The sequence below is a fragment of the Streptomyces sp. NPDC016851 genome (assembly GCF_055562795.1).
The window spans coordinates 76,487-88,876 of record NZ_JBVHEP010000004.1 but is presented as its reverse complement, the minus strand read 5'-3'; the positions used below and the strand labels follow the sequence as shown (position 1 = coordinate 88,876).

General features: G+C 72.3%; 11 protein-coding genes. 4 read left to right on the top strand and 7 right to left on the bottom strand.

Annotated elements, in window-relative coordinates; genetic code table 11:
* Positions 1–2 precede the first annotated feature (2 nt).
* Positions 3–1,136 (bottom strand): acyl-CoA dehydrogenase family protein, encoded by a 1,134-nt coding sequence (locus ACZ3I3_RS08155; RefSeq protein ID WP_467363498.1) that lies wholly within the window; start codon positions 1,134–1,136, stop codon positions 3–5.
* Entirely contained in the window at positions 1,136–2,332 is a 1,197-nt protein-coding gene (locus tag ACZ3I3_RS08150; protein WP_467363496.1) for an amidohydrolase family protein, read from the bottom strand. The genes ACZ3I3_RS08155 and ACZ3I3_RS08150 overlap by 1 nt, the downstream gene beginning before the upstream one ends.
* A gap of 89 nt (positions 2,333–2,421) precedes the next feature.
* On the opposite strand from ACZ3I3_RS08150, the gene ACZ3I3_RS08145 reads away from it, so the two are divergent.
* Positions 2,422–3,924, top strand: coding sequence for a class I adenylate-forming enzyme family protein (locus ACZ3I3_RS08145; protein ID WP_467363494.1), 1,503 nt, complete (start codon positions 2,422–2,424; stop codon positions 3,922–3,924).
* Between the two features lie 19 nt (positions 3,925–3,943).
* On the opposite strand, the gene ACZ3I3_RS08140 is transcribed toward ACZ3I3_RS08145, so the two are convergent.
* Entirely contained in the window at positions 3,944–4,456 is a 513-nt protein-coding gene (locus ACZ3I3_RS08140; protein ID WP_467363492.1) for an EF-hand domain-containing protein, read from the bottom strand.
* A 168-nt stretch (positions 4,457–4,624) separates the two neighbouring features.
* Positions 4,625–5,005 carry an STAS domain-containing protein gene (locus ACZ3I3_RS08135; protein WP_020272191.1) on the bottom strand — a complete coding sequence of 127 codons (381 nt, stop codon included), beginning with the start codon at positions 5,003–5,005 and terminating at the stop codon, positions 4,625–4,627.
* Positions 5,006–5,365: 360 nt separating this feature from the next.
* On the opposite strand from ACZ3I3_RS08135, the gene ACZ3I3_RS08130 reads away from it, so the two are divergent.
* Both ACZ3I3_RS08130 and ACZ3I3_RS08125 read left to right on the top strand, forming a co-directional pair.
* Positions 5,366–5,947 carry a sigma-70 family RNA polymerase sigma factor gene (locus tag ACZ3I3_RS08130; protein ID WP_467363491.1) on the top strand — a complete coding sequence of 194 codons (582 nt, stop codon included), beginning with the start codon at positions 5,366–5,368 and terminating at the stop codon, positions 5,945–5,947.
* Positions 5,944–7,215 (top strand): zf-HC2 domain-containing protein, encoded by a 1,272-nt coding sequence (locus tag ACZ3I3_RS08125; protein ID WP_467363490.1) that lies wholly within the window; start codon positions 5,944–5,946, stop codon positions 7,213–7,215. Before ACZ3I3_RS08130 ends, ACZ3I3_RS08125 begins: the two co-directional genes overlap by 4 nt.
* A gap of 79 nt (positions 7,216–7,294) precedes the next feature.
* Here ACZ3I3_RS08125 and purU read toward each other — a convergent pair whose 3' ends face one another.
* A complete protein-coding gene (gene purU / locus ACZ3I3_RS08120; protein WP_467363489.1) occupies positions 7,295–8,176 on the bottom strand; it encodes a formyltetrahydrofolate deformylase in 882 nt (293 codons plus the stop codon).
* A 46-nt stretch (positions 8,177–8,222) separates the two neighbouring features.
* Positions 8,223–8,723 carry an SCO4402 family protein gene (locus tag ACZ3I3_RS08115; RefSeq protein ID WP_467363487.1) on the bottom strand — a complete coding sequence of 167 codons (501 nt, stop codon included), beginning with the start codon at positions 8,721–8,723 and terminating at the stop codon, positions 8,223–8,225.
* Positions 8,724–8,840: 117 nt separating this feature from the next.
* On the opposite strand from ACZ3I3_RS08115, the gene ACZ3I3_RS08110 reads away from it, so the two are divergent.
* Positions 8,841–10,154, top strand: a complete 1,314-nt coding sequence (locus ACZ3I3_RS08110) for an ABC transporter substrate-binding protein (RefSeq protein WP_467363486.1) — start codon at positions 8,841–8,843, stop codon at positions 10,152–10,154.
* A gap of 36 nt (positions 10,155–10,190) precedes the next feature.
* Here the strand turns inward: ACZ3I3_RS08110 and ACZ3I3_RS08105 are convergent, their stop codons facing one another.
* On the bottom strand, positions 10,191–12,224 hold the full coding sequence (locus ACZ3I3_RS08105; protein ID WP_467363484.1) for a DNA polymerase III subunit gamma/tau domain-containing protein: 2,034 nt from the start codon (positions 12,222–12,224) through the stop codon (positions 10,191–10,193).
* Positions 12,225–12,390: the final 166 nt, after the last annotated feature.

The following is a 12,390-nucleotide window of genomic DNA, read 5'->3' as shown; positions in this document are numbered from 1 at the left end:
GGTCACCGTCCCTTCGGCAGGCCGAGGATCCGCTCGGCGATGATGCTGTGCTGGATCTGCGAGGTGCCGGCCGCGATGGTGTACGACAGGGAGGAGAGGCGGGCCGGCGTCCAGGGGCGGTCCAGGTCGAGGCAGTCGGCGCCCAGGACCTCGGCGGCGGCGTCGTAGAGCTCCTGGCGGGCGTGCGAGTACCGCAGCTTGAAGACCGAGCCGCCGACGCCCGGCACGCCGCCCGACGCCTGCGCCGCGCTCACGTTCCACTGCGTCAGCCGCCACAGCGCCCGGAACTCGGCGTGCAGCCTGCCCAGCCGGCGCCGCAGCGCGGGGTCGTCCCAGCGGCCGTTCTCGCGGGCCGCGAGGGCCAGTTCGCCGAGGACGCGGCGGCAGGCGACGACCTCGCCGGCGAAGGCCGTGCCGCGTTCGAAGGACAGCGTCACCATGGTCACGCGCCAGCCGTCGTTCTCGTCCCCGACCCGGTTCCCGACCGGCACCCGCACCTCGTCGAGGAAGACCTCGGCGAACTCGGCCGACCCGGCGAGCGTGCGCAGCGGCCGCACGGTGATGCCGGGCGCGTCCATGGGCATGGCCAGCCAGGTGATGCCCCGGTGTTTGGGCGCCTCGGGGTCGGTGCGGACCAACAGCTCGCACCAGTCGGCGACTTCCGCGTGGGAGGTCCAGATCTTGGAGCCGGTCACCACGTAGGTGTCGCCGTCGCGCCACGCGCGCGTGCGCAGGGCCGCGAGGTCGGAGCCGGCGTCCGGTTCGCTGAAGCCCTGGCACCAGACCTCCTCGCCGCGCAGGATCGGCGGCAGCCAGCGCGCCCGCTGCTCGTCCGTGCCCTCGGCGGCGATCGTCGGACCGGCGTGCAGCAGCCCCACGAAGTTGGCGCCCACGTAGGGCGCGCCCGCCTTCTCCGTCTCCTCCAGGAAGATCAGCCGGATGGCCGGGGAGGCGTCCCAGTGGACGTCGGCGTACCCGGCGTCGTGGAGCCTGCGCTGCCAGCCGAGGTCGTAGGCCCGCCGCCCGGGCCAGTCGTCGGGGGACGGCTCGGCCGGGAGTCCGGGGAGCGTCTTCGCGAGCCACTCCCGCAGCCGGGCCCGGAACTCCGCCTCCTCGGGCGTGTCCGACAGGTCCATCAGCGGTCGAGGTCCAGGTCCAGCATCCGGATGGCGTTGCCCCGCATCAGCTTGTACACCGTCTCGTCGTCGAGGCCCTTCACATGGTCGAGGGCGACCTCTTTGGTGTGCGGGAAGGTCGAGTCGACGTGCGGGTAGTCGGTCTCGAAGGTGGCGTTGTCGCGGCCCACGACGTCGATCGAGGCCACTCCGTGCTTGTCGCGGAAGAAGCAGCAGAACATCTGCCGGTAGTAGTACGTCGACGGCGGCTCGGGGATCGCGTCGCGGACGCCGCCCCAGGCGCGGTGTTCCTCCCAGACGTCGTCGGCGCGCTCCAGGGCGTACGGGACCCAGCCCATCTGCCCTTCGGAGTAGGCGAGTTTGAGGCGCGGGAAGCGCACCAGGACCCCACTGAAGAGGAAGTCCATCATGGAGGCCATCGCGTTGTTGAAGCTGAGCGAGGCCTGGACGGCGGGCGGGGCGTCCGGGGAGGCGGCCGGCATCTGGGACGAGGACCCGATGTGCATGTTGACGACCGTCCCGGTCTCCTCGCAGACCGCGAAGAACGGGTCCCAGTAGCCGGAGTGGATGGACGGCAGCCCGAGGTGGGTGGGGATCTCGGAGAAGGTCACCGCCTTCACACCGCGCGCGGCGTTGCGCCGGATCTCGGCGACCGCCAGGCCGACGTCCCACAGCGGGATCAGGCACAGCGGGATGAGCCGCCCGCCGCTGTCCCCGCACCACTCCTGGACCATCCAGTCGTTGTAGGCGCGCACGCAGGCCAGGGCGACCTCCTTGTCGTGCGCCTCGGCGAAGGTCTGGCCGCAGAACCTGGGGAAGCTCGGGAAGCAGAGGCTGGCCTCGACATGGTTGAGGTCCATGTCCTCCAGCCGTGCCTTGGGGTCCCAGCAGCCGCGCCGCATCTCGTCCCGGGTGATGCCCTCCAGGGTCATCTGGTCCCGGTCGAAGCCGACGGCGGCGATGTTGCGCTTGTACGGGAACTTCAGGTCCTCGTAGATCCACCAGTCGGTGGGCGGGCCGTCCGGATCCATCGTGATGCGGTACTTGCCGCCGACGTAGGCGAGGTCACCGATGCCGGCGGTCAGCGCCTTCGGCCCGCGGTCGCGGTACTTGGCCGGCAGCCAGGTGTCGAAGAGGTGCGCGGGCTCGATCACGTGGTCGTCGACGCTGATGATGCGGGGCAGTTCGGTCGCCATGGGTCCCCTCCGCCGGACGGTACTTATCTGATGCAGCGTCAGATAGCATCCCACCTGACGACCCGTCAGCCAAGCAGCAGGGGGCAGCCGTGACCGAGACCCCGCACGCCCTGAGTTCGTCCCGCACCCTGTGGGAGCTGGTCGCCCGCCGGGCCGCCCTCACCCCCGGCCGTCCGCTCTTCCTCCAGGACGACCGCGCGCTCACCTTCGGCGCCCTGCGGACACGCGCCGAGCGGGTCGCGGCCGGCCTGTACGGCATGGGCGTACGCCCCGGCACGGTGGTCTCCTGGCAGCTGCCCACCCGCATCGAGACGGCCCTGCTCTCCTTCGCGCTGGCCCGCCTGGGCGCCGTGCAGACCCCGGTGATCCCCTTCTACCGGGACCGCGAGGTCGGCTTCGCGCTGCGCGAGTCGAAGGCGGAGTTCTTCGCGGTGCCGGGCGTGTGGCGCGGCTTCGACCACACGGAGATGGCCCGGCGGCTCGGCGCGAGGGGCGTCTTCGAGGCCTACGACGCCCTGCCCGACGGCGATCCGTCCGTGCTGCCTCCCCCGCCCTGTGACGGCACCGCCGTCCGCTGGATCTACTGGACGTCCGGCACGACCTCCGCCCCCAAGGGCGTACTGCACACGGACCGTTCCCTGCTCGCGGGCGGCTCCTGCCTCGCCCACGCGCTGCGCCCCTCGGCGGACGACGTGGGGTCGATCGCCTTCCCGTACGCCCACATAGGCGGGCCCGACTACACGGTGATGCTGCTGCTGTACGGCTTCCCGGCCGTGCTGTTCGAGCAGTTCGCGCTGCCGGAGGCGCTGGCGGCGTACCGCGCGCACGGGGTGACGATGGCGGGCGGCTCGACGGCGTTCTACTCGATGTTCCTGGCGGAGCAGCGCAAACAGCCGGGCGTTCCGGTCGTCCCCTCGCTGCGGCTGCTGGCGGGAGGCGGGGCGCCCAAGCCGCCGGAGCTGTACCACGCCGTCGTCCGCGAGATGGGCGTGCAACTCACCCACGGCTACGGCATGACCGAGGTGCCGATGATCACCATGGGGTCGCCGGACGACACCCCCGAGCTGCTGGCGACCACCGAGGGGCGGCCGCCGGAGGGGATGGAGATACGGATCGTGGACGGGGAAGTGCGGTTGCGCGGGGAGGCGGTGTGCCGGGGGTATCTGGACCCCGGGCAGACGGCCGAGGCCTTCGACGAGGAGGGGTTCCTGCGCACCGGCGACCTCGGGCGGCTGACGGAGACCGGGCACCTGGTCCTCACCGGCCGGCTGAAGGACGTGATCATCCGCAAGGGTGAGAACATCTCGGCCCAGGAGGTCGAGGACCTGCTGCACCGGCATCCGGCGGTCGGGGACGTGGCGGTGATCGGGCTGCCGGACGCGGCGCGCGGGGAGTTGGTGTGCGCGGTGGTGGAACAGCCCCCGGAAGCCGAGGTGTTGACGCTCGCGTCCGCGACCGCCTTCCTGCGCGCGGAGGGACTGTCCGTGCACAAGCTGCCCGAGCGGCTGGAGGTGGTGGACTCCCTTCCGCGGGGCGAGACCCTGCGGAAGGTGCTGAAGTACAAGCTGCGCGAGCGCTATGCGGGCACGTGACGCCCGGCGCCCGGGGCGGCTACTCGGGCACGGTGAAGTAGCGGGCGAAGGCGGACACGACCTCGGCCTCGCCGACCTTGCCGTCACCGTCCGTGTCGAGCGTGGCGGCGGCCGGGCCGGCGACGTCCTCGGGGACGCCGAGGCACGTCAGGACGCGGGCGGCCTCCTCGACCGTCGCCGCGCCGTCACCGTCGGTGTCGGCGACGTCCAGGGCCGCGTGCAGGAAGGGACGGGCGATCTCGGCGAAGCGGTCGGGGTTGTCGCGCAGCCGCTTGACCGCGCCGTTGACGAACTCCTCGCGCGTGATGCGCTGGTCTCCGTCGCGGTCCGCGATCCCGGCCATGCCCTGCCAGAAGCCCTCGGCGCCGCCGTACAGCGCCTGGCCCTTGTCGGACCGGGCCGCCACGGCGAACTCCGCGAGCAGCGCCTTGGCCGCGCCGTAGAAGTCCTCGCGGTCGATGTAGCCGTTGCCGTCCTGGTCGAAGGTGGCGAACCGGGCGGCGATCCTGCGCTCGTACTCGCTGCTGACCATGTCTCTTTCGGGCCGCCTTACGTCAGGTGGGGTGCTTCTCGCTCGGAGCGTACGACGGAGGGGGCCGTTCGGGCGCGGGAAAACGTCACTTGTGCCAAGACCGGGGGAATTCCGGGACAACGGCGTGTCGGAACGGCAACACTCGCCCTACCGTGCGTCACCGGCTCCTCACGCGGACAGGGGTTCGCCCTCGTCGCCCAGGGCCGCGTCCACATCGCCGTACACGTCGAACAGCCTGCGGACGCCCAGCGCGCCGAGGACCCGGTTGACATGCGACCCGTCGGCCGCACCCCGGGCGGGCAGCACCAGCCGCAGCCGGCCCTGGCAGGAGCGGATCAGCCGGCGGGCGGCGATCAGCACGCCGACGCCGCTGGAATCGCAGAAGAACACCTCGGACAAGTCGAGGACAAGACAGTGGTGCCCCTCGGCCACCGCGTCGTGCACACGCTGCCGCAGCACCGGCGACGTCACCAGATCCAGCTCGCCCGACACCTGGAGCACGGCCCATTCGCCCTGCTCACCGCCGGTCACTTTGAAGGTCACCACCACGCCCTTCGATCGCCAAAACGGAAGCAGTCCCTACGCTTCCTTGAGCGCGGCTGCCCAGCGGCCGTTCCCTGAAACACAAGCCGAAAAACGGATCCCTCGCAGAAGAGGCTTGTTTTAGTCGACTTCGTTCCTGTTCGATCCTCTTCAGTCAGGTCTGATCGGAGGAGGGCTGGGTAGGCGCGGCCCGACGGCACTCGGCGCGCGCCGCGGCGGTCCCCTACCACCTGCGGCCGGTCAGGGGGCGCACATTGCCACAAAGGGGCGTGCGCTACCGGACGTGCCGACTACATTCGGGGAGACGTCGGACACAGGCTGGACAGGGCACGGGCGCGGGACACGAGCAGGGGGTGAGGGGGCCGCATGGCGAAAAAAGACGTACCGCCTCGCTGGGACCGCAAGATGCAGCAGCGGCTCGCCCGCGGGGAGGCCGCCGCCCTCGGCGAGCTCTACGACCGGTTCGCCTCCCTCGTGCACGGCCTCGCCCACCGCGTCCTCGGCGACGAGCGCGCCGCCGACGGCATCACACGCGAGGTCTTCATCCACGTCTGGGAGCATCCGGACACCTACGACCCGAAACAGGGCCCTTTGCGCACCTGGGTCGCCACGCTGACCCACCGCCTGGCCGTCCAGCGCCTGCGCGCCACCGAGACCGCCGCGCTCGCCCTCGAGGGCTCCGGCTCCGCGGAGGAACTGGAGCACACCGTGCGCCGGGCCTCGGTCGCCGCCCGCGCCGACTACATCGTCCAGTCCATGCCGGTCCCGCTGCGCTCGGCCCTGGAGCGGGCCTACTTCCAGCGCCGCGACTACCGCCAGACCGCCACCGACCTCGGCATCACCGAGGACGAGGCCCGCCGCCGCCTCCGCCTGGGCCTGCAACTCCTGGCCACCGCCCACGACTCGGAGGCACCCGGCGCACCGCCCGGACACGGGGGTGCGGGGTGAACGGGCCGGACCGGTTCGAGGCGTACGACGGTGATGACGAGGAACCGCGGCGCCCGCCGCGGATCCCCACGCCCCGGGCCTCCGTCGAGGACACCGGGCTGCCGCTGCCCGCGCTGGAGGATCCCGGTGACGCCGCACAGCCGCCGCCCGCACGGCCCGTGTTCGAGCACCCCGTGCTGAAGGCCCTGCTCGGCGCCTGGGCACTGGCCGCGTGCTCGGCGGAGGAGGCCACGGCCGTCGAGGAGCACCTCGGCGAGTGCGGCGCGTGCGCCGACGAGGCGCGGCGGCTGCGCGAGGCGGTCGGGCTGCTGCAACGCCCCGACAGCCTCGACCTGGACCCGGGCCTGCGCACCCGGGTCCTGGAGTCCTGCCTGGAGCGCCGCCCGCCGCGCATCCCGGTACCGGACTGGGCCGCCGCGTACGACACCGAGACCGCGCGGCTGGACGCCCTGCTCCAGGACTTCGGCGACGCCGAGTGGCATGCGCCGGTACGGCTGCGCTGGTTCCGGGGCGACGAGGCCACGAGCCGCCGTACCACCGTCGCCGGCGTCATCGCGCACCTGCTCAGTGTGGACGGGCTGGTCGCGGTCGCGCTGGGCCTGGACGACCCGCTGGGCGACGTCACGTCCCGGCGGCCCACCCCGGCGGCCCGCACCGAGGCGTACTGGAGCGCCTCCCACTTCCCGCCCACCCGTGCCGTGCGGGCGCCCTGGCGGGAGCAGAGCCACAACCTCGTCCGCACGGTGTCCTTCACGGGCAGCGGCGTCGGCGGGCTGCCGGTGCCGTACGGCGACTTCGAGCTGCCCCTGCACGACGCGATGCTCGACCGGGCCTTCGAGTGCTGGGTGCACGCGGAGGACATCGCGGACGCGGTCGACTACCCGTACGACCCGCCTTCGCCGCGCCATCTGCACCGCATGATCGACCTGGCCGCCCGCATGCTGCCGGACGTCCTGGCCCACCGCCGGCGCAACGGCCTGGCGGCACCCGCCCACCACCGCCACCTCGTGACGGCGGGCGAACCGGGCCGCAGCCTCCGCCTGGAGATCGAGGGCTCGGGCGGCGGCGAGTGGCTGATCCCCCTGGACTCCCCCGCCGCGAAGGGCTCGGCCGAGCACGAGGTCGCCCACGTGGCCCTGGACGGCGTCGAGTTCTGCCGCCTGGCAGCGGGCCACGTACCTCCGCAGGAGGCGGCGGCGGGCCAGGTGGGAGACAGGGAGGCGATCAGGGATGTCCTGTTCGCGGCCGCTTCACTGAGCAGGATGTGAGTGACTTAGGGGCGCGGGGAACTGCGCGACAAGCCACACTCCACCCGCACCCGCCACGCAACCGGAACCCCCCGAGCTCCTAGGCGAAAATCACAGTCCGCCGCCCATTGAGCAGAATCCTCCGCTCGGCATGCCACTTCACGGCCCGCGCCAGCGCCCGGCACTCCACGTCCCGCCCGATCGCGACCAGCCCCTCCGGCGTCACGTCGTGCCGAACCCGCTCGACCTCCTGCTCGATGATCGGCCCCTCATCGAGATCAGCGGTCACATAGTGAGCAGTCGCCCCGATCAACTTCACACCCCGGGCGTGAGCCTGGTGATACGGCTTCGCGCCCTTGAAGCTCGGCAGGAACGAGTGGTGGATGTTGATGATCCCCCCGGCGAGCGCCTTGCACAGGTCGTCCGACAGCACCTGCATGTACCGCGCGAGCACGACCAGCTCGACACCCTCCTCCCGCACGATGTCGAGCAGCCGGGCCTCTGCCTCCGGCTTCGTGTCCTTCGTCACCGGGATGTGGTGGAAGGGGATGTTGTACGAGCCCACCAGCTCCGCAAAGTCCGTGTGGTTGGACACCACACCCGCGATCTCCACCGGCAACGCCCCGGTCCGCGCCCGGAACAGCAGATCGTTCAGGCAGTGCCCGAACTTGCTGACCATCAGCAGGATGCGCATCTTCTCGTCGGCCCGGTTGAGCTGCCAGTCCATCTGGAAGGAATCACCGATCGCCGCGAAGCTGGCCCGCAGCTTGTCCAGGGTCACCGGCGCTTCCGCCGAGAAGTGGACCCGCATGAAGAACAGTCCCGTGTCGTGGTCGCCGAACTGCTGGCTGTCCTCGATGTTGCAGCCGGTCATGAACAGATAGCTCGACACGGCGTGCACGATGCCCTTCCTGTCCGGACAGGAGAGGGTGAGGACGTACTGGTCGGCCGGGGCCGCGGCGCTGGTGGACTGCTCGTTCATGCAGGACAGGTTCCCACAAGGTGCGAGACCACCGGCAATCGTCCCGCTACGCGGACCTCGTCATGATCTGCAGCACCTCCAGGCTGCGCGGCGGCGCGTCCGGCTCGTCGCCGTCACTCACGGACAGCCGGACATGCGCGTCCCGGGCCGCCTGGACCGCGTCGGGCCACGCCTGGTGCTCGAGGTACGCGGCGACCGGCGCGTCCGGCCCGACCTGGTGCATGATCCGCAGCACCCGCAGCACGGCGGTGTCGACGAGGGCCGCCTCCTGCGAGTCGCGGAAGATCGTGCCGACGTACTTCTCGGCGGACCAGTGGTCCAGCCAGGTGTCCTCGACCAGCCGGTACACCGCGTCGGTCACGTCGCCGTAGCCGTCCACGCCGGCCAGCCAGACGTCCCGCTGGAACACGGGATCCGAGAGCATGTGCAGCGCCGAGCGCACGTTGCTGCGCCAGCGCCACCACGGCATGTCATTGACAGGCATGCCGCCCATGGTGGATGAGCGACGGCCACGACGGGAAGAGTTCTCCGAAGCTTGCACGGTCATCGATCGTACGTTCCCCTTCACATCGGTCACACCGACCCCTGCAATTCACCTGCGCGTCACCGATCGTTGACCGGAGATCACTCACGGGTTAGTCATGTGGCGGAATCGTGCGGAGTCATGACCGGCAGGCGACGCAAGCGCAGCACATTCCTCCCCGGCCTCCTCACCCGTCACGCCAGATCCGGCGTCCTCTCCGCGGGCACGGCGGTCGCGTGCGCGTCGCTCCTCGCCGGCTGCGGGGTCGTCCCCGGCACCACGGGGGATGCCGGGGACGACCCGATCACCGTCATGACCTGGGCGCCACAGGACACCAAGGCCACCAACAAGCCCGGCATGCCCGCCTTCGCCCGCGCCTACGCCCGCTGGGTCAACACCCACGGCGGGATCAACGGCCGCAAGCTCAACGTGCTGACCTGCAACGATCACAACGACAGCGTGGCCGCCGCCAAGTGCGCCCGACGGGCCGTCAAGGAGAACGCCGTCGCGGTCGTAGGATCCTACAGCCAGTACGCCGACTCGTTCTTCCCGTCGCTGGAGGGCGCGGGAATCCCGTACATAGGCGGCTACGGCATCACCAACGCCGAGTTCACCAGCCCGCTGTCCTACCCCGTCAACGGCGGCCAGCCGGCGCTGCTCGCGGGGCTCGGCAGCGCGCTCGCCGGTGACTGCGGGCCCGTGGCGCTGATCCGGCCCGACACCATCACGGGCGACCAGCTGCCCCCGCTGCTCGACTCCGGCCTGAAGGCGGGCGGGCACAAGCCCGCGCGGGACCAGCGGGCGGCGGAGGACGCCACCGAGTACGACGGCCAGGCCGACCTCGCACTGCGCACCACGACCGGGGACCCGGGGAGCGCGGGGTGTGTGGTGCCCGCGCTCGGGGACCGCAACGGCACCTTCATGGACTCCTTCCGCCGGGCCCGCGAGGACTACCCCGACGTACGGACGGCCACCGTGCTCGGCAGCGTCGACCAGACGGTGATCGACGCGACCGGCGGGGCGTCGGGGCCGTACGAGGGCTCGTACATCACCGGCTGGTACCCGGTGGCGAGCGATCCCCGCTGGGACGCGATGAAGCGGGTGATCAAGGAAGAGGCCTTCGACGACAACCGCATCGACCCCGCGGACGCCGGAGTGCAGACCACCTGGATCGCCTACACGGCGTTCCACAAGGTCATCGAGTCGCTCGGCGGGGGTGAGGTGACCGCCGACACGGTCACGGAGGCCCTCGACGACGGCCTCCGGGTCGACACGGGCGGGCTCACGCCGACGCTCCAGTGGCGGTTCCAGGACAAGCTCGCCGCCGCCGGCTTCCCGCGCCTGGTCAATGCGAACGTGACCCTTCAGGTGGTGCGGGAGGGACGGCTGGTGTCGGCGCGGAAGGGCTTCGTCGACACGACGAGCACCCTTCAGAACGCCGACGTGAACTACTGAGTCGCCTACTGGGTCACCTGCTGAGCTCCGGTCGCCTCACAGCTGCGTGGGCTGGCGCTCGGTCAGGCCGTACGTCTTCGCGATGCCGTTCCACAGCCGGGCCGCCTTGGTCTTCTCCGTGCTCGCGACACCACTGGCCCGGTTGCCGGCCTGCGTCTGGCCGGTGACGCGGGCCTGACCCTTCTTGCAGCCCTTCTTGCCCGCGGTCTGGTCGGCCCAGGCCGCGTAGTGGTTGTCGGCCGAGGCGGAGGCCTGCCACGCCTTGGTGAGGGCGGTGGTCAGCGCGGCGTGTTCGGGCAGCTTGTCGACCGCGATGCCGGAGAGCCGGGTGACCAGCTGGTTGCGCTGCTTGGCCGCGTCCCGCAGGTCCTTGGCGGCCTGGGCGAGGTTGTCGCAGCCCTTGACGTCGGCCACCGCGTTGATCACCGTGCTGCGGCTGTCGCCGCTGTCGGCGAGCAGCTTGTCCAGCTCGACCGCCTGCGCGCGGGCCGGGTCCGCGGACGGCGAGGCGGAACCGTCCGTCGCGGGCGCCGAGGCGGCCACGGTCTTGTTGTTGTCGCCGCCGTCGTCGTCACCGCCTCCGCCGCCGGCGAGCAGCGCGCCGGCGCCGATGCCGAGGACGGCGATGCCGATGCCGACGGCCGCGATGACGGGCACACGCGAGCCGGTCCGGCCGCCACGGCCGGGCCGTCCGCCGCCGGGCGGGGCGTAGGAAGGCTGCGGCTCCGGCTGCTCGAAGCGGGGTATCTGCTGGGTGGCCGCGGCCGGGCTCTCGGCACCGGACTCGCTGCGGAAGAGGTTCTCGAACCCGGCGGGCGGCTGCTGGCCCCCGCCGGGGACCGGCGCGATGTACTGCGTCGCCTCGGCGTCCGGGTTCGAGGCGGGCGGCAACGGCCCGGTCCCCAGGAACCGCGTGGCCTCGGAGTCCTGCTCGGCGGGCATCTCGGGCGGCAGCGCGCCCGGGCCCACCGGGGGTATGTACTGCGTCACCCCTTCATCGGCGGGGCCGGAGGCGACGGGCGGCAGATACTGGGTCGCCCCCTCGTCGACGGCCGGGGGCAGCGGGGCACGCCCGGCAGCGGCCCCGTAGGCGTCGTTCTGCTGGGGCGACTGCCCACCGGCAGGCCCGTACGCACCGGAGGCCGGGGGCAGGGCGCCTCCGGCGGGAGCCCCGTACGCATCGGCCTGCTGCGGCGACTGCCCAGCGGCGGGCCCGTACGCGCCGGGCTGCTGCGGCTGCTGTCCGCCGGAGGTTCCGGGCCCGTAGGCGCCGGACTGCTGGGGCTGCTGCCCGCTTGCGGGGCCGCGCCCGTAGGCATCAGCCTGCTGCGGCTGCTGTCCACCGGAGGACCCGGACCCGTAGGCACCGGACTGCTGCGGCTGATCCCCACCCGCGGGGCCGCGCCCGTAGGCATCGGCCTGCTGCGGCTGCTGCCCACCGGAGGATCCGGGCCCGTACGCGCCGGACTGCTGAGGCGCCTGCCCACCGGCAGACCCGGGCCCGTACGCGTCAGCCTGATGCGGCTGCTGTCCGGCAGGACCGGTGCCGTACCCGGCGGTGCCCTGAGAGCCCGCTGCCCCGGCAGGGGAGCTGTACGCGTCGGTGCCCTGGGGGTGTGAACCCGCCGTGCCGGCGGAGCCGTACGCGCCCTCCGGAGGGAGCGGGGCTGCGGCCGCGGGCGGGCCGTAGGTGCCGGCGTACGGGTTCGGGGGCTGGGTGCCCTCCGGGGGCAGCTCGCCCGGGCCCGGTGTGCCGGGGGCGGGGTGCTGGGCATCCCATGCCGGTGGCTCCGTCCACTGCTGGGGCGGCGGGGACTGCCAGCTCTGGCCCGGCTGCGCGGACGGGGGCTGCTGGTCGGGGCCCCACGGCTGGCCCCAGGTCTGCCCCTCGGCGGGGGCGGAGGCCGGGGCCTGGCCGGTCGGGGGCGGGCCGGACCGGCGGCCGGCGGGCGCGTCACCCGGTCCGCCCGTCATGCCCGGCAGCAGGGGCTCGCCACCGTCGGAGGGCAGCACGATGCCTTCGCGCGCGGGGCGCGCCGAGGGCTCCTCGCCCTGTCCACTCTGCGTCACCGGGACTCCTACTAATGGGGGACCTTGTGAATCGTCGGGTCACGCTACCGGGTCCCCTGAGCCCCGTGCCACGCAGCACAGGACGCGACCTCCTGCCCTGTGAGCGCGGTAACAAAACCGGGTCACGGCACGCCGCCCCCGTCACCTCCTTCGCGTCAAGCGGCCG

Coding starts and splice junctions, on each gene's coding strand:
- ACZ3I3_RS08155 (WP_467363498.1), bottom strand. CDS start 1,136: ATGGACCTGTCGGACACGCCCGAGGAGGCGGAGTTCCGGGCCCGGCTG.
- ACZ3I3_RS08150 (WP_467363496.1), bottom strand. CDS start 2,332: ATGGCGACCGAACTGCCCCGCATCATCAGCGTCGACGACCACGTGATC.
- ACZ3I3_RS08140 (WP_467363492.1), bottom strand. CDS start 4,456: ATGGTCAGCAGCGAGTACGAGCGCAGGATCGCCGCCCGGTTCGCCACC.
- ACZ3I3_RS08130 (WP_467363491.1), top strand. CDS start 5,366: ATGGCGAAAAAAGACGTACCGCCTCGCTGGGACCGCAAGATGCAGCAG.
- purU (WP_467363489.1), bottom strand. CDS start 8,176: ATGAACGAGCAGTCCACCAGCGCCGCGGCCCCGGCCGACCAGTACGTC.
- ACZ3I3_RS08115 (WP_467363487.1), bottom strand. CDS start 8,723: ATGACCGTGCAAGCTTCGGAGAACTCTTCCCGTCGTGGCCGTCGCTCA.
- ACZ3I3_RS08110 (WP_467363486.1), top strand. CDS start 8,841: ATGACCGGCAGGCGACGCAAGCGCAGCACATTCCTCCCCGGCCTCCTC.